Annotated in this window: 24 protein-coding genes and 4 tRNA genes; 12 read left to right on the forward strand and 16 right to left on the reverse strand. The window is 66.7% G+C overall.

The genetic code is table 11. The features are described 5' to 3' along the window. Nucleotides 1-133 precede the first annotated feature (133 nt). Entirely contained in the window at nucleotides 134-1,486 is a 1,353-nt protein-coding gene (gene gudD, locus WS96_RS26660) for a glucarate dehydratase (protein ID WP_059836680.1), read from the forward strand. A gap of 239 nt (nucleotides 1,487-1,725) precedes the next feature. Here gudD and WS96_RS26665 read toward each other — a convergent pair whose 3' ends face one another. The 3 genes from WS96_RS26665 to WS96_RS26675 all read right to left on the reverse strand — a co-directional run bounded on the left by WS96_RS26665 (nucleotide 1,726) and on the right by WS96_RS26675 (nucleotide 4,320). Further along, entirely contained in the window at nucleotides 1,726-2,190 is a 465-nt protein-coding gene (locus WS96_RS26665; protein WP_059836682.1) for a DUF2214 family protein, read from the reverse strand. A 39-nt stretch (nucleotides 2,191-2,229) separates the two neighbouring features. Beyond that, nucleotides 2,230-3,030 (reverse strand): hypothetical protein, encoded by an 801-nt coding sequence (locus WS96_RS26670; protein ID WP_059836683.1) that lies wholly within the window; start codon nucleotides 3,028-3,030, stop codon nucleotides 2,230-2,232. Between the two features lie 225 nt (nucleotides 3,031-3,255). Then, entirely contained in the window at nucleotides 3,256-4,320 is a 1,065-nt protein-coding gene (locus tag WS96_RS26675) for a glycosyltransferase family 4 protein (RefSeq protein ID WP_059836685.1), read from the reverse strand. A 567-nt stretch (nucleotides 4,321-4,887) separates the two neighbouring features. On the opposite strand from WS96_RS26675, the gene WS96_RS26680 reads away from it, so the two are divergent. Continuing rightward, nucleotides 4,888-6,720: an ABC transporter ATP-binding protein gene (locus tag WS96_RS26680; protein WP_034206807.1), complete on the forward strand. Its 1,833-nt coding sequence runs from the start codon at nucleotides 4,888-4,890 to the stop codon at nucleotides 6,718-6,720. A gap of 83 nt (nucleotides 6,721-6,803) precedes the next feature. Here WS96_RS26680 and otsA read toward each other — a convergent pair whose 3' ends face one another. Together otsA and otsB are read right to left on the reverse strand one after the other, a co-directional pair. After that, the gene (otsA, locus tag WS96_RS26685; RefSeq protein ID WP_059836687.1) at nucleotides 6,804-8,189 is read right to left on the reverse strand and encodes an alpha,alpha-trehalose-phosphate synthase (UDP-forming); all 1,386 of its coding nucleotides are present in this window, start codon (nucleotides 8,187-8,189) and stop codon (nucleotides 6,804-6,806) included. After that, nucleotides 8,186-8,938, reverse strand: coding sequence for a trehalose-phosphatase (otsB, locus tag WS96_RS26690; RefSeq protein WP_059836689.1), 753 nt, complete (start codon nucleotides 8,936-8,938; stop codon nucleotides 8,186-8,188). The genes otsA and otsB overlap by 4 nt, the downstream gene beginning before the upstream one ends. Nucleotides 8,939-9,403: 465 nt before the next feature. On the opposite strand from otsB, the gene WS96_RS26695 reads away from it, so the two are divergent. The 3 genes from WS96_RS26695 to WS96_RS26705 are packed head-to-tail and all read left to right on the forward strand — an operon-like array spanning nucleotide 9,404 to nucleotide 11,374. Continuing rightward, the gene (locus tag WS96_RS26695; protein ID WP_059824183.1) at nucleotides 9,404-10,039 is read left to right on the forward strand and encodes an SCO family protein; all 636 of its coding nucleotides are present in this window, start codon (nucleotides 9,404-9,406) and stop codon (nucleotides 10,037-10,039) included. Between the two features lie 8 nt (nucleotides 10,040-10,047). Next, nucleotides 10,048-10,494: a copper chaperone PCu(A)C gene (locus WS96_RS26700; protein WP_059836691.1), complete on the forward strand. Its 447-nt coding sequence runs from the start codon at nucleotides 10,048-10,050 to the stop codon at nucleotides 10,492-10,494. 10 nt (nucleotides 10,495-10,504) lie between these two features. After that, nucleotides 10,505-11,374: a cytochrome c oxidase assembly protein gene (locus WS96_RS26705; protein WP_059836693.1), complete on the forward strand. Its 870-nt coding sequence runs from the start codon at nucleotides 10,505-10,507 to the stop codon at nucleotides 11,372-11,374. A gap of 20 nt (nucleotides 11,375-11,394) precedes the next feature. On the opposite strand, the gene WS96_RS26710 is transcribed toward WS96_RS26705, so the two are convergent. Continuing rightward, the gene (locus WS96_RS26710; RefSeq protein WP_059836695.1) at nucleotides 11,395-11,886 is read right to left on the reverse strand and encodes a GNAT family N-acetyltransferase; all 492 of its coding nucleotides are present in this window, start codon (nucleotides 11,884-11,886) and stop codon (nucleotides 11,395-11,397) included. Nucleotides 11,887-12,020: 134 nt separating this feature from the next. Further along, a complete protein-coding gene (locus WS96_RS26715) occupies nucleotides 12,021-12,887 on the reverse strand; it encodes a pirin family protein (RefSeq protein WP_059824191.1) in 867 nt (288 codons plus the stop codon). A 111-nt stretch (nucleotides 12,888-12,998) separates the two neighbouring features. On the opposite strand from WS96_RS26715, the gene WS96_RS26720 reads away from it, so the two are divergent. Next, entirely contained in the window at nucleotides 12,999-13,916 is a 918-nt protein-coding gene (locus WS96_RS26720) for a LysR family transcriptional regulator (RefSeq protein WP_059836697.1), read from the forward strand. A gap of 103 nt (nucleotides 13,917-14,019) precedes the next feature. Beyond that, nucleotides 14,020-14,523: a GAF domain-containing protein gene (locus WS96_RS26725; RefSeq protein WP_034206798.1), complete on the forward strand. Its 504-nt coding sequence runs from the start codon at nucleotides 14,020-14,022 to the stop codon at nucleotides 14,521-14,523. Nucleotides 14,524-14,626: 103 nt separating this feature from the next. Here WS96_RS26725 and map read toward each other — a convergent pair whose 3' ends face one another. Next, a complete protein-coding gene (map, locus tag WS96_RS26730; protein WP_059836699.1) occupies nucleotides 14,627-15,433 on the reverse strand; it encodes a type I methionyl aminopeptidase in 807 nt (268 codons plus the stop codon). Further along, nucleotides 15,433-15,669 carry a ParD-like family protein gene (locus tag WS96_RS26735; RefSeq protein ID WP_059836700.1) on the reverse strand — a complete coding sequence of 79 codons (237 nt, stop codon included), beginning with the start codon at nucleotides 15,667-15,669 and terminating at the stop codon, nucleotides 15,433-15,435. The genes map and WS96_RS26735 overlap by 1 nt, the downstream gene beginning before the upstream one ends. A 148-nt stretch (nucleotides 15,670-15,817) precedes the next feature. On the opposite strand from WS96_RS26735, the gene WS96_RS26740 reads away from it, so the two are divergent. Both WS96_RS26740 and WS96_RS26745 read left to right on the forward strand, forming a co-directional pair. Then, entirely contained in the window at nucleotides 15,818-16,435 is a 618-nt protein-coding gene (locus WS96_RS26740) for a helix-turn-helix domain-containing protein (protein WP_059501561.1), read from the forward strand. Between the two features lie 50 nt (nucleotides 16,436-16,485). Further along, nucleotides 16,486-17,034, forward strand: coding sequence for a GNAT family N-acetyltransferase (locus WS96_RS26745; protein WP_034206794.1), 549 nt, complete (start codon nucleotides 16,486-16,488; stop codon nucleotides 17,032-17,034). 246 nt (nucleotides 17,035-17,280) lie between these two features. On the opposite strand, the gene WS96_RS26750 is transcribed toward WS96_RS26745, so the two are convergent. Then, a complete protein-coding gene (locus tag WS96_RS26750; RefSeq protein WP_059836978.1) occupies nucleotides 17,281-18,207 on the reverse strand; it encodes a LysR family transcriptional regulator in 927 nt (308 codons plus the stop codon). Nucleotides 18,208-18,319: 112 nt separating this feature from the next. On the opposite strand from WS96_RS26750, the gene WS96_RS26755 reads away from it, so the two are divergent. Next, nucleotides 18,320-18,940: an NADPH-dependent F420 reductase gene (locus tag WS96_RS26755; RefSeq protein WP_059836702.1), complete on the forward strand. Its 621-nt coding sequence runs from the start codon at nucleotides 18,320-18,322 to the stop codon at nucleotides 18,938-18,940. 50 nt (nucleotides 18,941-18,990) lie between these two features. On the opposite strand, the gene WS96_RS26760 is transcribed toward WS96_RS26755, so the two are convergent. From WS96_RS26760 to uvrC, 6 genes are all read right to left on the reverse strand, one after another. Continuing rightward, nucleotides 18,991-19,064 (reverse strand) — tRNA-Cys (locus tag WS96_RS26760). 99 nt (nucleotides 19,065-19,163) lie between these two features. Continuing rightward, nucleotides 19,164-19,239 (reverse strand) — tRNA-Gly (locus WS96_RS26765). Nucleotides 19,240-19,290: 51 nt separating this feature from the next. Beyond that, a tRNA-Gly gene (locus WS96_RS26770) sits at nucleotides 19,291-19,366 on the reverse strand. Between the two features lie 53 nt (nucleotides 19,367-19,419). Further along, nucleotides 19,420-19,495 (reverse strand) — tRNA-Gly (locus WS96_RS26775). A 142-nt stretch (nucleotides 19,496-19,637) separates the two neighbouring features. Further along, complete coding sequence (gene pgsA / locus WS96_RS26780; RefSeq protein WP_059836704.1) at nucleotides 19,638-20,225, reverse strand: CDP-diacylglycerol--glycerol-3-phosphate 3-phosphatidyltransferase; 588 nt, start codon at nucleotides 20,223-20,225, stop codon at nucleotides 19,638-19,640. A gap of 91 nt (nucleotides 20,226-20,316) precedes the next feature. Next, entirely contained in the window at nucleotides 20,317-22,350 is a 2,034-nt protein-coding gene (gene uvrC / locus WS96_RS26785) for an excinuclease ABC subunit UvrC (RefSeq protein ID WP_059836706.1), read from the reverse strand. A gap of 76 nt (nucleotides 22,351-22,426) precedes the next feature. Here uvrC and earP point away from each other — a divergent pair, with 76 nt between their 5' ends. Then, the gene (gene earP, locus WS96_RS26790) at nucleotides 22,427-23,620 is read left to right on the forward strand and encodes an elongation factor P maturation arginine rhamnosyltransferase EarP (protein WP_059836708.1); all 1,194 of its coding nucleotides are present in this window, start codon (nucleotides 22,427-22,429) and stop codon (nucleotides 23,618-23,620) included. Nucleotides 23,621-23,756: 136 nt separating this feature from the next. Then, on the forward strand, nucleotides 23,757-24,314 hold the full coding sequence (efp, locus tag WS96_RS26795; RefSeq protein ID WP_034206788.1) for an elongation factor P: 558 nt from the start codon (nucleotides 23,757-23,759) through the stop codon (nucleotides 24,312-24,314). The last annotated feature ends 46 nt before the right edge of the window (nucleotides 24,315-24,360 follow it).

Below are 24,360 nucleotides of genomic sequence, written 5' to 3' on the forward strand. Positions count from 1 at the left end.
ACCCCGTTCCGGGGTTGCGTCGACGTGCGGGCTTGCGCGCCGCGCACGTCGGTTGTCGAATGATCGCACCTCCCGCCGCGCGCAGCAAAGCTTTTGCCGCACGGCATCGCCCACTCTTTCGCCATCGCCGCCCATGAACGCCGTCACTGCCTCGCCCTCCCACGACACGCCGCGCATCGTCGACCTGCAAGCGATTCCGGTCGCCGGCCACGACAGCATGCTGCTCAACCTGAGCGGCGCGCACGGCCCGTTCTTCACTCGCAACCTCGTGATCCTGAAGGACAGCGCGGGCCGCACGGGCGTCGGCGAAGTGCCCGGCGGCGAAAGCATCCGCCGCACGCTCGACGACGCGCGCGCACTGGTCGTCGGCCAATCGATCGGCAACCATCATGCGGTGCTCAACGACGTGCGGCGCACCTTCGCCGACCGCGACGCGAGCGGCCGCGGGCTGCAGACCTTCGACCTGCGCACGACGATCCACGCGGTCACCGCGCTCGAAGCCGCGCTGCTCGACCTGCTCGGCCAGCATCTGGGCGTGCCGGTCGCCGCGCTGCTTGGGGAAGGCCAGCAGCGCGAGCGCGTCGAAATGCTCGGCTACCTGTTCTACATCGGCGATCGCACGAAGACCGCGCTGCCCTACCGCGACGGCCGCGGCGCAACCGACGACTGGACGCGCGTGCGCGACGAAGCCGCGCTGACGCCCGAAGCCGTCGTGCGGCTCGCCGAAGCCGCGCATGCGCGCTACGGCTTCAACGACTTCAAGCTGAAGGGCGGCGTATTCGAGGGGGCACGCGAGATCGAAGCCGTGACGGCGCTCGCCGAGCGCTTCCCCGACGCGCGCGTGACGCTCGATCCGAACGGCGCATGGTCGCTCGACGAGGCCGTGCGGCTGTGCCGCGACCAGCATCACGTGCTCGCGTATGCGGAAGATCCTTGCGGCGCGGAGAACGGTTATTCGGGCCGCGAGGTGATGGCCGAATTCCGCCGCGCGACGGGGCTGCCGACGGCAACCAACATGATCGCGACCGACTGGCGGCAGATGGGCCATGCGGTGCAGTTGCACGCCGTCGACATCCCGCTCGCCGATCCGCACTTCTGGACGATGCAGGGGTCGGTGCGGGTCGCGCAGATGTGCCGCGACTGGGGCCTCACGTGGGGTTCGCATTCGAACAACCACTTCGACGTGTCGCTTGCGATGTTCACGCACGTCGCGGCCGCGGCGCCGGGCCAGGTCACCGCGATCGATACGCACTGGATCTGGCAGGACGGCGAACGGCTGACGCGCGAGCCGCTGAAAATCGAGAACGGGCTGGTGGAAGTGCCGAAGCGGCCGGGGCTCGGCATCGACATCGACATGGATGCGGTCGCGCGCGCACACGAGCTGTACAAGCAGCACGGCCTCGGCGCCCGCGACGACGCGGCGGCGATGCAGTATCTGATCCCGGGCTGGACGTTCAACAACAAGCGCCCCTGCCTTGTGCGCTGAGCATGGGGCGAGCCGGGCGGCGGAACCGCCCGGTCGGACGGGAATCGGCAGGCACGACGCCGTGCGCGGCCGGTCCGGCTGGCGCCGGGCTGGAAACGCGTCGCGAGCGGGACGGGATCCGGATGGTTGTCGCCATGCCGGACTTGCGTGGCCGCGCCTGGCAGGTCAGTCCTAGCCGGGTGTCCGGCCGGACGCCCTTAACCGGGCGTCCCTAGCCGGGCGTCCCTAGCCAGGCACCCCTAGCCGGGCGCCCCTATCCCCCGCGCCATCCCCGACGCGGCGAACACGATGACGATCACCAGCACCGCCTGCCAGTGGCCGATCCGCACATAAGCGCGCGCACGGCCGATATCGGGCATCTGCTGCCGCCGCGCGGCGACACGCCAGCGGATCAGCCCCAGCATCGGCGCGATCTCGAGCAGAAGGATCAGCACGAGCGCGGTCATCTTCAGGTGAAAGAGCGGTTCGTGCAGGTAGTAAGCGGTCCCTTTCTCGAAACCGCCGAACGCGCGTGCAAGGCCCGTCGCGATCAGCACGAGCGCGGACAGCCCCCAGACCGCATCGGCCTTGAACACGCCGGGCAAATCGGCCGCCTGCGCCGACGCGACGAGCCGGCGCAACGCGCGGTTACGCCCCGCGATCGCGGCAAACGCGACGCCGAACGCACTCAGATGAATGGCAGCCAGCAACCAATGGACGATCATCGCGCCTCCTTGTCGCCCGCGCCCGGTGCGCGAGCCCTGTCAGACGATCTGCTTGAGCGCCGCGTCGAGCGCGAGCACCGCGACGCGGTCGCCTTCGGTCGCGAGCGGCGTGCGCATCACGGTCTGCCGGTTGTGACCGACAGCGGCCGGCGAATCCCACAGCAGCTCGACCTTCGGCCGATTGAACAGGCTGCCGCGGCGCGGCGGCACGACCGCCGGCTGCGCGCCCTGCTCGCCCGCGGCGGGCGCCGCGTGGCCGGGCCAGCGCACCGACAGCTCGCGCGCGTCGTACTGGCCGACCTTGCGACTTTCCATCCAGACGATCGCGGTACGCGTCAGCACGTCGAGCGAAATCGCATACCGGCCAACCGCGAAGCGGCGCGCGGCCACGTTGGTCCGCCACAGCGGCCGGGGCCGGCAGATCCAGACGATCGCCGCGTACAGCGCCGGCGCGGCGACGAGCCAGCCGTTGGTCGCCGTCACCGCATGCAGTGCGCGGCGCCAGCCGGCCGCCCACGTGAATGCACCGATCGACCATACGGCGAACAGGAGACCGATCAGCGCGAACGCGCGCAGCGCCTGGCGCAGCCACTGCGGCAGCGGATGGAACGGGCGCTCGGCCCGTGCGGCGGCGCCGGGCAATGCGAGCAGCAGGAAGATCAGGATCAGGTAGACGAATGCCCACGGCGACGACACCATCGCCGACAGCGACGAGCGATAGCCCATCTGCGACATCGAGAACAGCCAGCGCGCGAGCAGCACGAGACCGATCGCGCGCAACGCGAAGATCACGCCGGCGCCGGGGGCCGGCGCTGCGCGCGTGGTTTTCGTTCTCGCCAAGACTGCTCTCCTCTGGATATTCGTACCGGCCGGATTTCACGGCACGGCCATTATAGGGACATTACCGTCTGGACAGATGGCCGGATGGCGTGGCGGGCCGCTTCGGGGGCGGTTCGCAGCGTCGGGCGCGGCGAGAATACAACAGATCCGCGCCGCGGATGTGACAACGCCCCGCCGGCAAACCCGGACGGGGCGTCGCGACGGCCGCGCGGCGGCGGCCCGCAATCAGCTCGCGTTGACTTCGCGGAGCACCGTGCGGCGCTTCTGGCGCAGCAGTTCCTCGTAGCCCTTCACGTAATTCTGCGCCATCACCTTCGACGAGAAACGGGCTTCGAACGCGGCGCGAACCTGCGCGCGCGGCAGCGTATCGAGGCGCTTGAGCGCGGCGACGGCCGACAGCTCGTCTTCGACGACGAAGCCCGACACGCCGTTGTCGATCACTTCCGGCACCGAGCCGCGCTTGAACGCGATCACCGGCGTGCCGCAGGCCATCGCCTCGATCATCACCAGGCCGAAGGGCTCCGGCCAGTCGATCGGGAACAGCAGCGCATGCGCGTTACCGAGGAATTCGGTCTTCTCCGACTCGCTGATTTCGCCGATGTACTCGACGTGCGGCAGCGCGAACAGCGGCTTGATCTTCTCTTCGTAGTACGCGCGGTCGGCCTTGTCGAGCTTCGCGGCGATCTTGATCGGCAGCCCGGCCTGCTCGGCGATGCGGATCGCCGTGTCGACGCGCTTCTCCGGCGAGATGCGGCCGAGGAACGCGAGGTAGCTCGGCTTCACGTTCGGGATCGGCGTCAGCAGGTTTTCCGGCAGGCCGTGGTAGACGGTCGACAGCCAGTTCGCCTGCGGCAGCGGAATGCGCTGGTTGTCGGAGATCGACACGACCGGCACGTCGCTGAACGCATTGAAGATCGGCTGCAGTTCCGGCAGGTCGAGACGGCCGTGCATCGTCGTCAGATGCGGGACCGGCTGGCGCGAGAACAGCGAGAACGGGTAGTAGTCGATGTGGCAGTGCAGGACATCGAACTCTTCCGCGCGGCGGCGCACCTGCTCGAGGAGCAGCATGTGCGGAGCCATCACGTCGCGGATCGTCGGGTCGAGGCGCAGCGCCTGCGGCCAGCACGCTTCGAGCTTCGCGGACGTTTGCGAATCGCCGCTCGCGAAGAGCGTGACGTCATGCCCCATCTCGACGAGTGCTTCGGTGAGGTAGGACACCACTCGCTCGGTACCACCGTACAGTTTCGGGGGCACCGCTTCGTGCAACGGAGCGATTTGGGCGATTCGCATGCGTAACTCCTAAAAAATCGGCAAAAAACCAGGTATGGGTCGGCAACCTGCCGGCGGTCCGGGCTGGCTGCGCGTCGCCCGAACATCGGACGAATCGGCCTGCCGGGAGCGTCGAAACCCGCGCTGCTCAAGGAGCGTCGGCGACGCGACAGGCATAGAACGTTTGAAACGAAGACCCGTTGACAGGGGTTCGTAAAAAAACCTGGAATCGAACCCGGAGCCGATTATCTAGGGTTAATCCCGATACGGCGCACGACATTTCAAACACTTTACTTTGTTACAAAGGCGCAACACTTTGCAACCCGCGGACTCGGGCGTCCGTTCTAGAGTGGAAGGCCGTTTTGGCGATCCTTGTTAACCCGCAGCTGCCGGCAGCGCGATTCCGGCATACGACGCAGGACGGGATGCCGGATTTTATCTCAAAATCGAGCGCGAGCCCCTGGCCAAGGCAAGATTCGCGCAGCGCGACGCGCGGCGTTGTTTACAATGCCGGATTATTCAGTCCGGGCGAACGCCGGCCTGCGACCCAGCCGCCTCGCTCACTCACCGAATCACCGCACGCATATTTTGGAATCTCTCACCCCCGCCCAGCGCAACGCCCACAACGCGAAGCTGTCGAGCTACGCGCACCGGCCGATCGCGTTCCTGTTCCGCTACATCCGCCTCCACCCCGTCGCGCACCTGGTCGTGCTCTGCAGCGTGTTGGCCGCCGTCGGCTGCGCGCTCGGCTCGCAATATGCGATCAAGCACCTGATCGACGTGCTGGCGACCGGACGCCATCACCCGGGCCCGCTGTGGAGTGCGTTCGCGCTGCTCGTCGGGCTGATCGCGGCCGACAACCTGCTGTGGCGCGTCGGCGGCTGGGTCGCCGCGCACACGTTCGTCGCGGTCACGGGCGACCTGCGGCGCGACCTGTTCCAGTACCTGATCGGCCATTCGCCGACGTATTACTCGGAGAAGCAGCCGGGCACGCTCGCCAGCCGCATCACGGCCACGTCGAACGCGGTCTACACGTCGGAGAACACGATGGCGTGGAACGTGCTGCCGCCATGCATCGCGGTGATGGGCGCGATCCTGATGATCATCGTCGTCAATCCGCTGATGGCGGCCGGCCTGCTGGGCTGCTCGGCCGTGCTGTCCGTCATCCTGTTCAAGCTCGCCGGCCGCGGCTCCGCGCGCCACCATGCGTTCGCGGCGAAGGCCGCGGCGGTCGACGGCGAGCTCGTCGACGTGATCGGCAACATGGGCCTCGTGCGCGCGTTCGGGATGACGCTGCGCGAACAGAAGCGCTTCAGCGCGACGGTGAAGGCCGAGATGGATGCGCGCCAGCAGAGCCTGCTCTATCTCGAAAAGCTGCGGCTGCTGCATGCGGTGATCACCGCGATGCTGTCCGCCGGCCTGCTCGGCTGGGCGCTGTGGCTGTGGGATCAAGGCCGCGCGACGTCGGGCGACATCGTGCTCGTCAGCTCGCTCGGCTTCACGATCCTGCACGGCACGCGCGATCTCGCGGTCGCGCTCGTCGACGTCACCCAGCACGTCGCACGCCTGTCCGAAGCCGTGAAGACGCTGCTCGAACCGCACGGCATGCCGGACCGCTCGGACGCGCAGCCGCTGTCGGCCAAGGGCGGCCGCGTCGACTTCGAGCGCGTGACGTTCGCATACCCGCACCGCCGCGCGATCCTCGACCACTTCGACCTTCATATCGAGCCGGGCCAGCGCGTCGGCCTGATCGGCAAGTCGGGCGCCGGCAAGTCGACCGTGCTCGCGCTGCTGCAGCGCTTCTACGACACGCAGGACGGCGCGGTGAAGGTCGACGGCCAGGACGTGAAGGGCATCACGCAGGACAGCCTGCGCCACGCGATCGCGCTGGTGCCGCAGGACATCTCGCTGCTGCACCGGACGATCTACGACAACATCGCGTACGGCCGCCCCGACGCGACCCGCGACGAAGTGCTCGCCGCCGCGCGCGACGCGCGCTGCGCGGAGTTCATCGAAGCGATGCCGGAAGGCTATGACACGATCGTCGGCGACCGCGGCGTCAAGCTGTCGGGCGGCCAGCGCCAGCGTATCGCGATCGCGCGCGCGATCCTGAAGGATGCGCCGATCCTGCTGCTCGACGAAGCGACGTCGGCGCTCGACAGTGCGTCCGAGGAAGCGATCCAGAGCGCGCTCGACCGCCTGATGGTCGGCCGCACGGTGATCGCGATCGCGCACCGCCTGTCGACGCTGCGCAACTTCGACCGCATCATCGTGATGAACAACGGCAAGGTGATCGACGACGGCCCGCCCGACGTGCTGCGCAGCCGCCCCGGCCTGTATCGCGACCTGCTCGCGAAGCAGCACGGCCGCCATCATGCGGCCCCCGACGGCAACACGCCGACCGGCGAACGCGTGGCCTGACGCGCCGGCATCGCGCCAATGAAAAAGCCGCCGTGCTTCTCGCACGGCGGCTTTTTCAATTGCGCCGACAGCAACGGAACGGATCAGACCTGCTGCAGATCGCGCAGGAAATTGTCCCGCCACACCGACACGTTGTTCTCGCGAAGCTGCGCGATCATGTCCGCATAGCGCGCGCGCCGCTCGGCGAGCGGCATCGTCAGCGCCTGCGACAGCGCATCGGCCATTCCGTCGATATCGATCGGATTGACGATCAGCGCGCCCGTGAGCTCGCGCGCGGCGCCCGCGAAACGCGACAGCACCAGCACGCCCGGATCGTCCGGATTCTGCGCGGACACGTATTCCTTCGCGACGAGGTTCATCCCGTCGCGCAGCGGCGTCACGAAACCCACGCGCGCGAGCCGGTACAGCGCGGCCAGCACCTGACGGTCGTACTGACGGTGAATGTAGAGGATCGGCGCCCAGTCGAGCTCCGCGTAGCGCCCGTTGATACGCCCCGACTCCGCTTCCAGCTGCAGGCGGATGTCCTGGTACGCACGCAGGTCCGCACGCGTCGACGGCGCGATCTGCAGGAACGACACGCGGTTGCGGATCGACGCCTGGTGCTCGAGCAGCTTCTCGAACGCACGGAATCGTTCGACGAGCCCCTTCGAATAATCGAGCCGGTCGACGCTCATGATCAGTTGCCGCCCACGCAGCGACGTCGCGAGCGTGCGCACCGCCTTGCCGTGCTCGCCCGCCTGCGCGAGCGACGCGATCTCGTCCGGATAGACACCGATCGGATAGGCGGCCGCGCGCAGCGTCTGGCCGAACGCGCGTACGCGCACCGTGTGCCCGTCGTGCTCGACTTCGCCGTCCGCCTCGAACTCGACGTAGTCGCAGAACGCGCGCAGATCGGGCTCGGTCTGGAAGCCCAGCAGATCGAACGCGCACAGCGACTCGACGAGCTCGCGGTGCGGCGGCACGTTGACGAGCACCTGCGCGGCCGGAAACGGGATGTGCAGGAAGAAGCCGATGCGGTTCTTCACGCCGGCGTCGCGCAGCGCGCGCGCGAACGGAATCAGGTGATAGTCGTGCACCCAGATCACGTCGTCGTCCTGCAGCAGCGGCACGAGCTGCTGCGCGAGCCAGACGTTGACGCGGCGATAGCCGTCGAATTCGTGGCGATCGTACTGGATCAGGTCCGCGCGGTAATGGAACGCGGGCCACAGCGTCGCGTTGGAGAACCCGCGGTAATACTGGTCGTAATCGCGGCGCGACAGCCCGACCGTCGCGAACGTCACGGGCCCGCGCTCCTCGATGCGGATCTGCGGGTGCGGTGCGCCGGACGCGACCACTTCGCCGCTCCAGCCGAACCACATGCCGCCGGTTTCCTTCAGCGCGTCGTAGACGCCGATCGCGAGGCCGCCCGCCGCCGGTTCGCCTTCCGAAATCGGCGCGACGCGGTTTGAAACGATGATGAGCCGGCTCATGCGTGCGGCTGCCCCGCGCCGAGCCAGCATGCGATCTGCTCATGCAATGCGTCGACCGAATCGAGCCGCATGCGCGCGGACGTCTCGCCCGCACCGACCTTGATCGACAGGCCGCCGCGCGCGTTGACCACCGCAAAACCCTTCTCGTCGGTCAGGTCGTCGCCCGCGAACAGCGGCACGCGGCCCGCAAAGGGCGGCTCGTCGAGGAACGCGGCCAGCGCGCGACCCTTGTCGACGCCCTTCGGCTTGATCTCGAACACCATCTTGCCGGGTTGCAGCACGTACGCATCCGCATAGTCGGCGACGAGGCGCTCGGCCGCTTCGCGCGCCACCGCCTCGCGCTCGGGCGCATTGCGAAAATGCAGCGCGACGGCCGCGCCCTTGATCTCGAGCAGCATGCCCGGATGGCGGTCGACGACGTCCGCGAGCTCGCGCTCGATGCGCAGCAGGCGCTCGTCGTTGAAGCCGATGCGCTGCGTGTCGCCGTTCGCATCGCGGCGCTCCGCGCCGTGCAGGCCGGCGATCGGCAGGCCGGGCATCTTCAGGAACGTGTCGAGGTTGTCGATGCCGCGCCCGGACACGATCGCGACCGCGCCGTGCGAGCGGCGCGACAACGCGTCGAGCAGCGTCAGCAGCGACGGCGGAACGCGAATGCTATCGGGCGTCGGCGCCAGTTCGACGAGCGTGCCGTCGAAGTCGAAGAAGAACGCGGTATCGGTCAGGGACAGGGAAGCCGGAACGGATTGCATCGATTCGATAGTCTGAGGGGCAGCCGGCACATGCCGGCCGCCGCTGCGCGAATGGAGTTGTGCGCATCTTACCGCGCCTGCGCGTCCAGATGGGCGAAACCGGAGCTGCGCGGACACCACGCAGGTCGCCGCGTCAACTGCGACATATTGCCCCGCTCGCCCGCGCCGTACGGGTTTCGAAAGGACGCAGGCGCGCGAATTGCGCTACAGTCGCAACCGCCTGCCGCGCGACGCATGGCATCGTGCCGGCCGGCTACTCGTTGAGTCCGAGCGAGCTTGGGGACCGTTTCCGTATGGCACGCACATGCGAAGGTCCGAAATTGCTCGTAGGGCAACGAGTGAGGAGCGCCGTTTGGCCGAGCCAAACAAGCGACGCGCGACGCCGCCATACGGGCAGTTTCGGACAATCCCGTAGAATATTTTTTAATTTGGGGTTGCGCGTTCCATATGGAAACAGTCCCTGAGATGCCGTCTGCCTGTCCCGCGCCGCGCCGGCGCCTCTCCCGCCTCATCCGCACGGCCGCGGTCCTCGCCGCCGCCCTGGCGCTCGCCGCGTGCACGCACGACGAGCCGCGCTGGAACCTGACCAACGTCACCGGCCACCTGCCCGACCTGTCGTTCGAGCTGACGGGCGGCGACGGCCATCCCGTCGATGCCGATGCGTTCCGCGGCCGCGTCGCGCTCGTCTACTTCGGCTACACGCACTGCCCCGATGTCTGCCCCGAAACCCTGGCGCGGCTGATGGAAGTGCTGGCGAAGCTCGGCCCGCAGGCGGACCACGTGCGCATCCTGTTCGTCTCGGTCGATCCCGCGCGCGACACGCCGCAGGCGATGCAGTCCTATGTCGCCGCGTTCGACGCCGCGCACGCGCGCGGCCTGACCGGCACCGACGGCCAGATCGAATCGCTCGCGAAGCGCTATCGCGTCGCGTACCAGATGGAAAAGCGCGATCCGTCCGGCGGCTACGAAGTGACGCACAGCTCGGCCGTCTACATCTTCGACGCGACCGGTCGCGCGCGCCTGCTCGCGACCGATCGCGATTCGCCCGACGCCATCGCCGCCGATGTGCGTCGGATCATCGACCCTGCCTCCACGACCTGAATTCCGCGATGAACACGAAAACGACCCTCAAGACGTTCGCCCTCCTCGCCGCGCTGTGCGCCGGCGCCCACGCCTATGCCGCCGGCGCGATCAGCGCGCAGAATGCCTGGGTGCGCTGGCTGCCGAACAAGCTGCCCGCGGGCGGCTACGTGACGCTCGTGAACGCCGGCGACAAGCCGATCGACCTCGTCGACGTCGACAGCCCCGACTACGAGATGGCGATGCTGCACCAGACGGTATCGAACGGCTCGACGCAGAAGATGGAGATGGTCGACAAGCTGACGATCCCCGCGCGCGGCAAGGTCGACATCGCGCCGGGCGGCTATCACTTCATGCTCGAGGAGCCCAAGCACGCGATCAAGCCGGGCGACACCGTGCATCTGCGCCTGAAGTTCTCCGACGGCGAAACGGTCGATACGCCGTTCGCCGTGCAATCGCCGGCCCGGGCGAAGTGATGCACGCGCGATGAACCTCCTGTACTGGCTCGATCCGTGGGAACCGTCGCCGACCGTGGTCATCGCGGTGCTGGCGGCCGCCGTGCTGTTCGCACGCGGCGTGAAGAAAGCGAAGGTGTCGCCGCTGCGGCAGTTCTCGTGCTGGTTCGGGCTGACCGCGCTCTACGTCGCGCTGCATACGCGGCTCGACTACTTCTTCGAGCACGAATTCTTCATGCACCGCGCGCAGCACCTCGTGCTGCATCACCTCGGGCCGTTCTTCATCGCGCTGTCCTATCCGGGCGCGGCGATCCGCGCAGGCATTCCGTTCCGCTGGCGGCAGCGCTTCGTGCGCCCCGCGCTCGCGTGGGCGCCGGTGCGCGCGACACTCGACGTGGTATTCCATCCGGTCGTCGCCGTCGTGCTGTTCGTCGGGCTGATCTATTTCTGGCTGCTGTCGCCGATCCACTTCATCGCGATGCTCGACTGGCGTCTCTATCGCGTGATGAACTGGAGCATGGTGATCGACGGGCTGCTGTTCTGGTGGCTCGTCGTCGATCCGCGTCCCGCGCCGCCCGCGCGGCTGTCGCCGGGCCGCCGGATCCTGATCGTCGTCGCGGCGATCCCGCCGCAGATCGCGCTCGGCGCGCTGATCTTCTTCACGCCGCACGAGCTGTATCCGATCTATTCGATCTGCGGCCGCGCGTTCACGTGGCTGAGCCCGCTGCGCGACCAGCAGATCGGCGGCCTGCTGCTGTGGATTCCCGGTTCGATGATGAGCGTGATCGGCGCGCTGATCGCGCTGCGGCACTGGCTACGGCTGTCCGCGCGCGGGCGCCTGATCGGCGAACGGGCCGCGCGGCGCACGGACGAACCGCCCGTCGCACGCGGCGCGCACTGACTGCCGCGCAGCGCGGCGCGTCACGCGCGCGCGCTGCTCATCCAGACGTGCGGAATGCCGTCCTCGTCGTGCACGTCCGAACTCGGCGTGAAGCCGAATGCTCCGTAGAAACGCTGCAAGTGAGCCTGTGCATGCAGGCTCACCGGCGTATCCGGCCACTGCGCGCGGATATGCTCGAGCGCGCGCGACAGCAGCCCGTTGCCGAGCCCGGCGCCGCGAAACGCGGCGGTCGTCAGCACGCGGCCGATGCGCACGTCGGTGTGCTGCGCGTCCGGCAGCAGCACGCGCAGATAGCCGGCCAGACGGCCGGCCGGATCGAAGGCCGCCAGATGCCACGCGGCCTGGTCCGCATCGTCGATGTCGCGATACACGCAGTTCTGTTCGACGACGAATACGGCGCTGCGCGCTTCGAGGATCGCATAGATTTCTCGCGCCGTGAGCGCGTCGAAGGATTTCCAGCGCCAGTCGAGATCGGCGGTGCTCGGGGATGCGGCGGGGGCGGATGCGTTCATGTGCGGTCCTGAGTCGGGCGCGCCGACCGGCGCGCGGCAACCGTCGATTATGCCTCGAAGCGCGCCTCGCGCGCGACCGCCTGCCCGCATGCGAAAAAAGGCCCCGCATCGCGCGGGGCCTGCTCGTCATGCCGTCATGCCGGCATCTGGCCGAAGCGGCCGCTGTTGAAGTCCTCGATCGCGGTACGAATCTCCGCTTGCGAGTTCATCACGAACGGACCGTAGCCGACAACCGGCTCGTCGATCGGCTCGCCGCTCAGGATCAGCAGCTTCGCGTCGCCGTTCGCTTCGATCTCGACGTCGCTGCCGTCGCGGCCCAGTTGCACGAACTGCGCTTCGCGGGCCACCGTCTCGCCGTTCACCTGCACGGTGCCGCTCAGCACGACCACCGCGAGCGTACGCCCTTCGGCGACCGGGAACCGCGCATGGCCGCCTGCGACGAGCCGCACGTCCCACACGTCGATCGGCGTGTGCGTGCGGGCCGGGCCGCGCCGCCCGTCGAGCTCACCGGCGATGATCCGCGCCCGTCCCGCGCCGTCCGGCAACTCGACCACCGGGATATCGGCGTTCAGCAGCGTCTGGTAGCCGGGCGCGCCCATCTTGTCCGCGGCGGGCAGGTTCACCCACAGCTGCACCATCTCGAGCGGGCCGCCCCGCTTCGTGAACGCCTCCGAGTGGAATTCCTCGTGCAGGATCCCGCTCGCGGCCGTCATCCACTGCACGTCGCCCGGGCCGATCGTGCCGCCCGCGCCGGTCGAGTCGCGGTGCGCGACTTCGCCGTCATAGACGATCGTCACCGTTTCGAAACCGCGGTGCGGATGCTGGCCGACACCGCGCGGCGTGCTCGTCGGTTCGAACGTCGCCGGGCCCGCGTAATCGAGCAGCAGGAACGGGCTCAGGTGCGTGCCATGAGACTGGTAGCTGAACATCGAACGCACCGGGAAACCGTCGCCGACCCAATGACCGCGCGGCGCACTGTACACACCCTGGATCTTCTTCATTGCCCTTCTCCGTATTGCGGCGAAACCCGTGTTTCGCATCCATGGATGACAATATAGAGATGGAACGATCGATCCGGTAGACTGCCAAAATCGCACTCAGCGTTCCATTTCATGAACGATAAAGCGCGGGATCTCAACGATCTCTACTACTTCGTGCAGGTCGTCGAACACGGCGGCTTCGCGCCGGCCGGGCGCGCGCTGGACATGCCGAAATCGAAGCTGAGCCGCCGCATCGCGCTGCTCGAGGCGCGGCTCGGGATGCGGCTGATCCAGCGTTCGACGCGCCGCTTCACGGTCACCGACGTCGGCCAGACCTATTACGCGCATTGCCGCGCGATGCTCGTCGAGGCCGATGCCGCCGACGAGGCGATTGCGCTGCTGCACGAGGAGCCGCGCGGCATCGTGCGCGTCAGTTGCCCGATCGTGCTGCTCGATTCGCTGGTCGGCACGATGATCGCCGCGTTCATGGCCGCGTGCCCGCGCGTCGAGATCCACCTGGAAGCCACGAATCGGCGCGTTGACGTGGTCGGCGAAGGAATCGACGTCGCGATCCGCGTGCGTCCGCCGCCGCTCGAGGACAGCGATCTCGCGCTGCGCGTGCTCGCCGAGCGCGGCCAGTGTCTCGTCGCGAGCCCCGCGCTGCTGCGCGAGCACGGCGTACCGGCCGTTCCCGCCGATCTCGCGCGGCTGCCGAGCCTCGATCACGGCGTGCCGCAGTCCACGCACGTGTGGCGGCTGCGCGGGCCCGACGGCGCGCACGCGGAAATCCATCACCAGCCGCGCTTCGTGACGGGCGGGATGCTCGCGCTGCGCGCGGCGGCCGCCGCAGGCGTCGGCGTCGTGCAATTGCCGACGATGATGGTGCGCGACGAAGTTTCGCGCGGCGAGCTGGTCACGGTGCTGCCCGACTGGGCGCCCCGCCGCGAAATCGTGCACGCGGTGTTCGCGTCGCGCCGCGGGCTGCTGCCCGCGGTACGGGCGCTGCTCGACTTTCTGGCCGAGCGGTTCGCCGAACTCGAACCGGACTGAACGCGCCGCATCGCCCACGCCCCTGCGCTGCAGACCGCGCGCGCGTGCCGTAGACTGCGGTACGCGCAGTGCGCGCTTTCACAACCTCTATCGCTTTCCCGCCATGTTCACGCTGTCCAACGACCCTACCGCCTCCAAGGCCGACCAATACGCGACGCTCGTCGAGCAGGCGCGCGCGCTCGTCGAATCCGAACGCGACCTGATCGCGAACGCGGCGAATTTTTCCGCGCTCGTCTATCACTCGCTCGATCGCCTGAACTGGGCGGGCTTCTACTTCTTCGACGGCACCGAACTCGTAGTCGGCCCGTTCCAGGGCAAGCCCGCGTGCGTGCGGATCGCGCTCGGCAAGGGTGTGTGCGGCACCGCCGCGCAGACGCGCGAGACGCAGGTCGTGCGCGACGTGCACGACTTCCCCGGCCATATCGCTTGTGATGCGGCGTCGGAATCGGAAATCGTCGTGCCGCTGGTGGCCGGCGACGGCACGCTGATCGGCGTATGGGACGTCGACAGTCCGGTCGCCGCGCGCTTCGACGACGAAGACCGCCGTGGCATGGAAGCGCTGTGCCGCGTGTTCGTCGAACACGCGTGGCAGAAGGCGCGCGGTTAAGCGCAGCGGCGCCGCGGCGCTGGCCGCGTCAAACGAAACGGGCTCCGCGAAGGAGCCCGTTTCATTGCAACGCCGCGCCGCCGTATGCGGCACACGGTCGCCGTCAGGCCGCGTGCGTGCCGGAAAGCGCGGCGAACGCCTGCGGCTTCGCGTCCTCGGTCAGCACCTCGACGCCCGTTTCCGTCACCACGACCATGTGCTCCCATTGCGCGGACAGCGAATGGTCCTTCGTGACGACCGTCCAGCCGTCGGCCAGCACGTGCGTATCGCGCTTGCCCGCGTTCAGCATCGGCTCGATCGTGAAGATCATCCCCGGCCGCAGCGGCAGGCCGGTGCCCGGGCGACCGTAGTGCAGCACCTGCGGTTCGTCGTGATAGACGTCGCCGATGCCGTGCCCGCAATATTCGCGCACCACGCTGAACCCTTCGCGATGGGCGACCTGCTGTATCGCATAGCCGACGTCGCCGAGCGTCGCGCCGGGGCGCACCGCGCGGATGCCGGCGTGCATCGCCTCGTAGGTCGCCGCGACGAGCCGCCGCGCGAGCGCGTTCGGTTCGCCGACGAAATACATGCGGCTCGTATCGCCGAACCAGCCGTCCTTGATCACCGCGATGTCGAGGTTCACGATGTCGCCGTCGCGCATCGGCCGCGACGTCGGAATGCCGTGACAGACCACGTGGTTGACCGACGTGCACAGCGTCTTCGGATAGCCGTGGTAGCCGATGTTCGCGGGAATCGCGCCCAATTCGTCGACGATGTATTCGCGGCAGCGCGCATCCAGCTCGTCGGTGGTGACACCCGGCTTCACATGCTCGGTGATCATCGTCAGCACCTGCGACGCGAGCTTCGCAGCTTCGCGCGACTTGGCGATTTCCGCGGCACCGCGGATCGGGATTTCGCGTTTCGCCATTACGCCACCTGCTCGATATGCTGCGCGACCGGTTCCGCCGGCCCCACGTCGCCGCCACGCGCCTCTGCGTCGATCAACATCTTGCAGATGTCGCCGTAGGACAGCGACGGATTGAGCTCCGCCAGCATTCCGACGCGCAGCCAGTGTTCGGCCTGCGCGTTGATCGAACGGCTCAGCGCCGTGCTCGTCGAGCGCAGCCGCTCATGCATGTGCTCGGAAATCTTGATGATGCCCATATATCCCCAATTAAACGAAACGTAGCTGTTTCGTATATTACGCTGCGCCTGATGACCGAGCAAGCCGTTCGGTTCCGTCCCCTTCTTCAATCCGCGTCGGGGAATGCCGTTGACATCGAATTCCATCTTGCTGGAAAATAAATCCATCATGAAAGAATCAGCGATTCCCACGGCCGACGACGCCGGTATCAACGAACGCATTGCCCGGCGCGTGCGCGATCTGCGCGCCGTTCGAGGCTACACGCTCGATGCGCTGGCCGCGCGTTCCGGTGTCAGCCGTTCGATGATCTCGCTCATCGAACGCGCGTCGGCCAGCCCGACGGCCGTCGTGCTCGACAAGCTCGCGGCCGGCCTCGGCGTGTCGCTCGCCGGGCTGTTCGGCGGCGACCGGGACGACGCGCCCGCGCAGCCGCTGGCCCGCCGCGCGCAGCAGGCCGAATGGCGCGACCCGGCGTCCGGCTATGTGCGGCGCAACCTGTCGCCGGCCGGCTGGCCGTCGCCGCTCCAGCTCGTCGAGGTCGATTTCCCGCCCGGCGCGCGCGTCGCATACGACAGCGGCGGGCGCGAAAGCGCGCTGCATCAGCAGGTGTGGATCATCAGCGGCCGCGTCGACGTCACGTTGGGCGATGCGCTACACGAGCTTCGCGAAGGCGACTGCCTGGCCATGCGGCTCGACCGACCACTGATCTTCAGCAATCCGTCGTCGCATGCCGCGCGCTATGTCGTCGCGATCTGCGACGCATCCGCCGCCGTGCGGAGCGCGTGATGCGCGCGTCGAGTGCGCACCCGATTTAGAGCCAACAGGAAGGAACCCGTATGAACTCCCCGTCACAGCGCGACGACGTGCGCCTGATCGATTGCAGCGAGGCCGAACACGCAGCGGCCATTCTCGAGATCCTGAACGACGCGATCGTGAACTCGACCGCACTGTACGACTACCGGCCGCGGCCGCCGGAAGCAATGGTCGCGTGGTTCGCGACGAAGCGCGCGGGCGGCTTTCCGGTCTTCGGCGCCGTCGACGCCGCGGGCACGCTGCTGGGCTTCGCGAGCTGGGGGACGTTCCGCGCGTTCCCGGCCTTCAAGTACACGGTCGAACACAGCGTGTACGTGCGCAACGATCAGCGCGGCCGCGGGCTCGGCGAACTGCTGCTGCGCGAAGTGGTGCGGCGTGCGCGCGAAGCGCAGGTGCACGTGCTGGTCGGCTGCATCGACGCGACCAATGCCGGAAGCATCGCGCTGCATACGAAACTGGGATTCGTGCACGCGGGCACGATCGCCGAGGCGGGATTCAAGTTCGGCCGCTGGCTCGATGCGGCGTTCTATCAGTTGAAGCTCGAGACACCGGTGCAGCCGGTGGACGGGTAATTGATGGGCGGCCGTCGCATGCATCGTGTGCGATTGTTCAAAGCGACGCAAAAAAGAAGAGCCTCGCCGTAGCGAGGCATTATCTCGCTCTGCCTGGAGGCGCGGGCGGGATCGAACCGGCCTGAACGGTTTGCAAGCCCTCGTACGGGTCTTTACTTCGATTACTTATACGGCTTAACCGCCAAGGTAGCGGCTTTCTGAAGGCGGGTCTTTGCATGGCGGCTGGCGGCTCCACCATCTTCGGCGTTACTTCCGATTGCGCTCAATCCTCGGCAACTTCTGCGCCCGAAATGACTCGGTGATGAAGTCCACGAACGCGCGTGTTTTGGCTGGCAGGAGCTTTTGGTTCGAAAAATACAACGACAATGGCCCAGCATCGACATGCCAATCTTCCAGCACTCGCACCAGGGCGCCGCTGGCGAGGTGTGGCGCTGCATGTAGCAGCGAAACCACACCGACGCCAATACCCAGTAGCGCCGACCGACATACCGCATCGGGGTCATTGACCAGCATCACCGGCTTTTCTGCTACGGCCATCTCGGTGCCGGCCGAGTTGCGCATGACCCATGCGCGCTGACGACTGCTTAGCGGCGAACGCATCGTCACGCTTCCCAGTCTCGCGAGATCAGCGGGATCTTTCGGGGGAAGTTTACCGGCCATGAATGCCGGTGATGCCACCGCAATCAAATGAATTCGGCCCAACTCGCGAGCCACCATACCGGCAGGGAGCTCGAAACCGCCCCCAATTGCCACGTCGAATCCTTCCCCGATGAGATCGACCGGCCGATTATCGAAAAACCAATCCGGCCTCACCTCAGGATAGCGTTCCAGGAAAGCAGGCATCAGCGGTAACAGATAGTCCATTCCGAAACCCGCTGGAACGCTCAATTTCAGAACGCCCGAGGGTTTCGCGGCATTGACCATGAGATCCGCAATCGCACCTTGGATACTGTCGAGACCGCTCCGCACCGACAGCAGAAAGCGGTCGCCCGCTTCGGTGGGGGTCAGGCCGCGCGTGCTACGTTGAAACAGTTGGACGCCCAGGTTGCGCTCAAGATGCGCAACGTTGCGGCTGACCGCTGCAGGCGTAAGCGCGAGCCTGCGTGCAGCCGCCGAAAAGCTTCCTGACTCGGCGCTCCGGACGAAGCACTCCAGGTTGGCAAGACTTTCCATGAGCAGCTTCAAATATTGATTGAAACTGATTCTACTTGCATTCAACTACCTGTAAAGGCTCAACGAGCATAAAGTCCCTCTACGAAATGACTTTCAACCAGAGGGAACCAGTATGAGTATCGCAATCATTGGGGCCGGCGCCATTGGCTCGGCCATCGCGCGCAATCTCGCCCGTAGTGGCATCTCGGCGTCCATTGCCAACAGCCGCGGACCGCAATCACTACAGGCGCTGTCCGATGAACTCGGCCCCTATATTCGAGCCGTGAGCGTAAAAGAGGCTGCACGCGCTGACATCGTGTTTCTCGCGGTGCCTTGGGATCAGGTGGCCACTGTCTTGAAGGATCTCGGTCCGTGGAACGCCCGCGTTCTAGTCGACGCAAACAACGCGGTAGAAGTACGAATCGGTGCCGACAACGTACCGTCGTTCCATGCTATCGATTTTGGCGGTCGTGCTTCCAGCGAGCTGGTCGCGCAGTGGGCGCCGGCAGCAAGGGTTGTGAAGGCGTTCAATCATTTGAGCGCCGGGCCGCTGGCCTCTGGCCCCAAGGTTGACGGGGGTCGACGCGTGCTGTTCCTGGCCGGACAAGATGCTGATGCAAAGAAATCCGTCAGCGAGCTGATCGTTCGCCTCGGTTTCGCGCCGGTCGATCTCGGCGGTGTGGACGAAGGTCGGCTCATCCAGTTTCCGGGTGGGCCGCTCGCGGCGATTAACCTCACCCAGCTGGATCAGTAACGACGAAGCAGAGCAGAAAAAGAAAAGCCCCGCCGAAGCGGGGCTTTTTCTGGAGGCGCGAGCCGGAGTCGAACCGGCCTAAACGGCTTTGCAGGCCGCTGCATAACCGCTTTGCTATCGCGCCAAAAGCGGACTGTCCGGATGCCGTGAGGCAAGCGACAGATTTTCATTCGAGGACCGGAAGTCCATCAAATAAAAAGGGAAGCGTGGCTTCCCCGTTACCTGGAGCGGGAGACGAGTCTCGAACTCGCGACCTCAACCTTGGCAAGGTTGCGCTCTACCAACTGAGCTACTCCCGCATTGTCCTGCATCTGCAGCGCTTCGCCGTACTACACGCTGCCAGAAAAATCTGGAGCGGGAGACGAGTCTCGAACTCGCGACCTCAACCTTGGCAAGGTTGCGCTCTACCAACTGAGCTACTCCCGCATGTGTCCTGCATCCGCAGCGCTTTGCCGTACTACACGCTGCCAGAAAAAATCTGGAGCGGGAGACGAGTCTCGAACTCGCGACCTCAACCTTGGCAAGGTTGCGCTCTACCAACTGAGCTACTCCCGCGTATCGCTACGCTGCTGCTTCCCCGTCACACACTTCTTACTTCGTCGTGCAGCGGAGAAGCGAGATTATGTCGAAGGCACATTCGTGTGTCAAGGGCTTTTCCAGCCCTTTTTACAAAAACCGCCGGCCCATGCCGCGCGGATCACGCGCCGCCGCGCTCGCGAATCTGCGGCCATGCGAGCTTCATGTAGTACAGCATCGACCAGATGGTCAGCACCGCGGCGAGATACATCAGCCACTCGCCCCACACGCGCGTATCGATCGTCACGATGCCGAGCGGCAGCGGCCCGTAGAACAGCAGCATCGGAATCGCGACCATCTGGCATGCGGTCTTGAACTTGCCGAGCTGATTCACCGCGACGCTCTTCGACGCGCCGATCTGCGCCATCCATTCACGCAGCGCCGAAATCGCGATCTCGCGCCCGACGATCACGAGCGCGATCGCCGCGTCGACCCGCGAAATCTGCACGAGGATCAACAGCGCGGCCGTCACCATCAGCTTGTCCGCCACCGGGTCGAGAAACGCACCGAACGACGACGTCTGGTTCCACTTGCGGGCAAGGAAGCCGTCGAACCAGTCGGTCAGCGCGGCGAGGATGAAGATCGCCGCCGCCGCGAGATTGCGGTGCGCGCCGTCCATCACCGTGTCCGGCAGATAGAACACGCCGACGACGAGCGGAATCAGCACGATCCGTACCCACGTCAGGAAAATCGGGAAATTGAACGGCATGGCATACGGGACAGTAAAGGATTCGCAATTGTGCCGTGTCGACCGGCCTGCCACAAGAATGCTGGCAAATGCCGCCGGCCGCACGGCCGCGTCAGTGAAGCTGCTTGTAGATCTGCTCGGCGAGCGCGTGCGAAATGCCTTCGACGCTCGCCAGCTCCTCGACACTCGCGGCCACCACGCCGCGCAATCCGCCAAAACGCGCGAGCAGTCGCTGCCGGCGCTTCGCGCCGACGCCCTCGAGCTCCTCGAGCCGCGACGTCTGGCGCGCCTTCGCCCGCTTCGCCCGCATGCCGGTGATCGCGAAACGGTGCGCCTCGTCGCGGATCTGCGCGACGAGCATCAGCGCGGCGCTCTCCTTGCCGAGTTCGAGCGGCGCGCGACCGTCCGCGAACACCAGCGTCTCGAGGCCGACCTTGCGCCCCTCGCCTTTCGCGACGCCGACCAGCATCGACGTGTCGAGGCCGAGCTCGGTGAACACCTGCCGCGCGATCTCGACCTGGCCCTTGCCGCCGTCGATCAGCACGATGTTCGGCAGCAGGCTCGATGCCTCGGCCTGGCGCGTCGACTCGCCGTCGATGCCGGCCGCTTCGTCGGCGGCAGCCGCCTGTGCGGCCTGTTCCACCATCTTCTCGTAGCGGCGCGTGAGCACCTGCCGCATCGCCGCGTAATCGTCGCCCGGCGTGATGCCCGTGATGTTGTAGCGGCGATATTCGCTCGATTGCATCTTGTGATGGTGATAGACGACGCACGACGCCTGCGTCGCCTCGCCCATCGTATGGCTGATGTCGAAGCATTCGATCCGCAGCGTCGCGAGATCGTCGCTGTCGTAGCCGAGCGTGTCGGCCAGCGCACGCGTGCGCGCCTGCTGCGAGCCCTGCTCGGACAGCAGCCGCGCGAGCGCGAGCCGCGCATTCTGCTCGGCCATCGACAGCCACGCGCGCCGCTGCCCCTGCGGCTGCCGCACCAGCGACACCTTGTGGCCAGCCTGCTCGGACAGCAGCTCCAGCAGGTCGCGACTCGCGGGCGCATGGCTGACGACGAGCACGGGCGGCACGCGATTGCCGAGATAGTGCTGCGCGATGAACGCATCGAGCACCTCGGCCTCGACCGATGCCGCCGCCGTGCCGCGCGCGCCGCCGGCCTCTTCCGGGGGCTGGTCGGGCAGCGTGTCGAGCGTCGCATCGACCGCCTCCGCCGGCTCCGCCTCTTCGCCGAGACCGCCTTCGGCGAGCGTCAGCGCACTTTCGACGTGTGTCGGGAAATACGCTTTGTCCCCGAGGTGCCGGCCGCCGCGGACCATCGCGAGGTTCACGCACACGCGTCCGCCCTGCGCGACGACGGCCAGGACGTCGACGTCGCTGTCGCTGCCGACCTCGATCGCCTGCTGGTGCAGCACCGTCGCGAGCGAACTCATCTGATTGCGCACGGCCGCCGCCTGCTCGAATTTCAGCTCGGCTGCGAACGCGTGCATCTTCTGCTCGAGCTCCTTCATCACTTCGGACTGCCTGCCGAGCAGGAACCGCGCGGCGTTCGATACGTCGACCGCGTAATCCTCGTCGGAGATCGCGCCGACGCACGGCGCCGTGCAGCGCCCGATCTGGTGCAGCAGGCACGGCCGCGTGCGGTTGTTGAAGACCGAATCCTCGCAGGTGCGCAACTGGAACACGCGCTGCAGGATCTGGATGCTCTCGCGCACGGCCCACGCGCTCGGGAACGGCCCGAAATACTGGTTCTGCTTGTCGACCGAGCCGCGGTAGTAGGCCATCCGCGGAAAGCGGTGCGCGGTGAGCTTCAGGTACGGATACGACTTGTCGTCGCGAAACAGGATGTTGTAACGCGGCGCGAGCGCCTTGATCAGGTTGTTCTCGAGCAGCAGCGCTTCGGCTTCCGAGCGCGTGACGGTCGTTTCGATGCGCGCGATGCGCGTGACCATCATCGCGATGCGCGGCGACAGTTGCGTCTTCGTGAAATAGCTCGACACGCGCTTTTTCAGGTCGCGCGCCTTGCCGACGTAGAGGACGGCGCCCGCCGTGTCGTAATAGCGATAGACACCCGGCATGTGCGGCAACTGCGCAAGGATCTTCTTCGGTTCGAACGGGGTATCGGAGGCTTCTGGGGATGTCATGCGTGAGCCGGGCGCCTTGTAACGCGGAACGGGTCTATTAGAATCGCCAGTTTAGAGCATTCACCGGCCCGCTTCGATGCCACGCTCCCCCGCTGCCCCCCTCTCCGCCGTGCCGCTCGCGCCGGGCGAACCGATCGCCTGCGACCTCTTCTGCACGGTGATCGACAATTTCGGCGACATCGGCGTGTGCTGGCGCGTCGCGCGCCAGCTCGCGCACGAGCACGGCTGGCAGGTTCGCCTGTTCGTCGACGACCTGCACACGTTCGCACGCCTGCTGCCGCAGGTCGATCCCGACGCGACGCGGCAGACGGTCGACACGATCGTGATCGAGCACTGGCATGCGGAAGTCGGCGATGCGCTGGACATCGCCGACGTCGTGATCGAGGCGTTCGCGTGCGAGCTGCCGGGCGCGTATCTCGCGGCGATGGCGCGGCGCGCGCGGTGCCCCGTGTGGATCAACCTCGAATACCTGAGCGCCGAGGACTGGGTCGCCGATTTCCATTTGCGGCCGTCGCCGCATCCGCGCTACCCGCTGCTGAAGACGTTCTTCTTCCCGGGCCTGTCGGCCGGCACGGGCGGCGTGCCGAAGGAGCACGACCTCGACGCGCGCCGCACGGCCTTCGACACCGATCCGGCAGCGCGCGCCGCGTGGTGGCAGCGCGCGACCGGCGGCGCGCCGCCGGCGCCCGGCACGACGGTCGTCAGCCTGTTCGCCTACGAAAACCCGGCCGTCGACGCGCTGCTCGCGCAATGGCGCGACGGCCCGTCGCCGGTCGTCGCGCTCGTGCCGGTCGGACGTCTGTCGCCCGCCGTCGCGCGCTTTTTCGGGGTCGAATCGTTCGCGGCGGGCGCACGGGCGCGCAGCGGCAACCTGACCGCTCACGGTCTCGCGTTCGTTCCGCAGGCCGACTACGACCCGCTGCTGTGGGTCGCCGATTTCAATTTCGTGCGCGGCGAGGATTCGTTCGTCCGCGCACAGTGGGCGCGCAAGCCGTTTGCGTGGCACATCTACCCGCAGGCCGACGACGTGCACCTGCCGAAGCTCGACGCCGCGCTCGCGCACCTGTCGGCCGGCCTCGCCGATGCGCCGCGCGCGGCGCTCGAGCGGTTCTGGCATGCCTGGAACGGCGCCGGCACACCCGACTGGGCCGATTTATGGCAGCACCGCGCCGCACTGGAGGCCAATGCAGCCCGCTGGGCCGACGCGCTCGCGGCCGTCGGCGATCTCGCCGGAAAGCTGGCGGAATACGCAAAATCTCAGTTAAAATAAGCGGTTATCCGACGGCTGACCATGCAAGCGCTCGCGTTTGAGCTTTGGGGGCCCACCGGAACGCATCTGCTTGGCGCCTCACCCGTTGTGCAACGCTCAGGCACCTATTTATTCGATTGGATCAGGACAGTTTTTTATGAAGACCGCACAGGAACTCCGCGTAGGCAACGTCGTGCAGATCGGCAGCGACGCATGGGTCATCGCCAAGACGGAATACAACAAGTCGGGCCGTAACGCCGCCGTCGTCAAGATGAAGATGAAGAACCTGCTGACGAACGCAGGCCAGGAATCGGTCTACAAGGCCGACGACAAGTTCGACGTCGTCGTGCTCGACCGCAAGGAAGTGACGTACTCGTACTTCGCCGACCCGATGTACGTGTTCATGGACGCCGACTACAACCAGTACGAAGTCGAAGCGGAAATGATGGGCGAAGCGCTGAACTACCTCGAAGACGGCATGGCTTGCGAAGTCGTGTTCTACAACGAGAAGGCGATCTCGGTCGAACTGCCGACGATCCTCGTTCGCGAAATCACCTACACGGAACCGGCCGTCAAGGGCGACACGTCGTCGGGCAAGGTGCTGAAGAACGCGAAGCTGGCGACCGGCTTCGAACTGCAAGTGCCGCTGTTCTGCAACACCGGCGACAAGATCGAAATCGATACGCGCACGAACGAATACCGCAGCCGCGCGTAATCGTCGGCGATACCCGCATCGAACAAAGCGCCCTTCGGGGCGCTTT

Origin of the sequence: Burkholderia sp. MSMB1835, from assembly GCF_001526365.1 — a bacterium.
GTDB lineage: Bacteria > Pseudomonadota > Gammaproteobacteria > Burkholderiales > Burkholderiaceae > Burkholderia.

Bases quoted from the DNA above. Each gene is read 5' to 3' on its own strand.
- otsA (WP_059836687.1), bottom strand. From the start codon at position 8,189: ATGAGCCGGCTCATCATCGTTTCAAACCGCGTCGCGCCGATTTCGGAA.
- gudD (WP_059836680.1), top strand. From the start codon at position 134: ATGAACGCCGTCACTGCCTCGCCCTCCCACGACACGCCGCGCATCGTC.
- uvrC (WP_059836706.1), bottom strand. From the start codon at position 22,350: ATGACATCCCCAGAAGCCTCCGATACCCCGTTCGAACCGAAGAAGATC.
- WS96_RS26695 (WP_059824183.1), top strand. From the start codon at position 9,404: ATGCCGTCTGCCTGTCCCGCGCCGCGCCGGCGCCTCTCCCGCCTCATC.
- WS96_RS26735 (WP_059836700.1), bottom strand. From the start codon at position 15,669: ATGGGCATCATCAAGATTTCCGAGCACATGCATGAGCGGCTGCGCTCG.
- otsB (WP_059836689.1), bottom strand. From the start codon at position 8,938: ATGCAATCCGTTCCGGCTTCCCTGTCCCTGACCGATACCGCGTTCTTC.
- WS96_RS26745 (WP_034206794.1), top strand. From the start codon at position 16,486: ATGAACTCCCCGTCACAGCGCGACGACGTGCGCCTGATCGATTGCAGC.
- efp (WP_034206788.1), top strand. From the start codon at position 23,757: ATGAAGACCGCACAGGAACTCCGCGTAGGCAACGTCGTGCAGATCGGC.
- WS96_RS26755 (WP_059836702.1), top strand. From the start codon at position 18,320: ATGAGTATCGCAATCATTGGGGCCGGCGCCATTGGCTCGGCCATCGCG.
- WS96_RS26725 (WP_034206798.1), top strand. From the start codon at position 14,020: ATGTTCACGCTGTCCAACGACCCTACCGCCTCCAAGGCCGACCAATAC.
- pgsA (WP_059836704.1), bottom strand. From the start codon at position 20,225: ATGCCGTTCAATTTCCCGATTTTCCTGACGTGGGTACGGATCGTGCTG.
- WS96_RS26700 (WP_059836691.1), top strand. From the start codon at position 10,048: ATGAACACGAAAACGACCCTCAAGACGTTCGCCCTCCTCGCCGCGCTG.
- WS96_RS26715 (WP_059824191.1), bottom strand. From the start codon at position 12,887: ATGAAGAAGATCCAGGGTGTGTACAGTGCGCCGCGCGGTCATTGGGTC.
- WS96_RS26710 (WP_059836695.1), bottom strand. From the start codon at position 11,886: ATGAACGCATCCGCCCCCGCCGCATCCCCGAGCACCGCCGATCTCGAC.
- WS96_RS26740 (WP_059501561.1), top strand. From the start codon at position 15,818: ATGAAAGAATCAGCGATTCCCACGGCCGACGACGCCGGTATCAACGAA.
- WS96_RS26750 (WP_059836978.1), bottom strand. From the start codon at position 18,207: ATGGAAAGTCTTGCCAACCTGGAGTGCTTCGTCCGGAGCGCCGAGTCA.
- WS96_RS26665 (WP_059836682.1), bottom strand. From the start codon at position 2,190: ATGATCGTCCATTGGTTGCTGGCTGCCATTCATCTGAGTGCGTTCGGC.
- WS96_RS26675 (WP_059836685.1), bottom strand. From the start codon at position 4,320: ATGCGAATCGCCCAAATCGCTCCGTTGCACGAAGCGGTGCCCCCGAAA.
- WS96_RS26720 (WP_059836697.1), top strand. From the start codon at position 12,999: ATGAACGATAAAGCGCGGGATCTCAACGATCTCTACTACTTCGTGCAG.
- earP (WP_059836708.1), top strand. From the start codon at position 22,427: ATGCCACGCTCCCCCGCTGCCCCCCTCTCCGCCGTGCCGCTCGCGCCG.
- map (WP_059836699.1), bottom strand. From the start codon at position 15,433: ATGGCGAAACGCGAAATCCCGATCCGCGGTGCCGCGGAAATCGCCAAG.
- WS96_RS26705 (WP_059836693.1), top strand. From the start codon at position 10,505: ATGAACCTCCTGTACTGGCTCGATCCGTGGGAACCGTCGCCGACCGTG.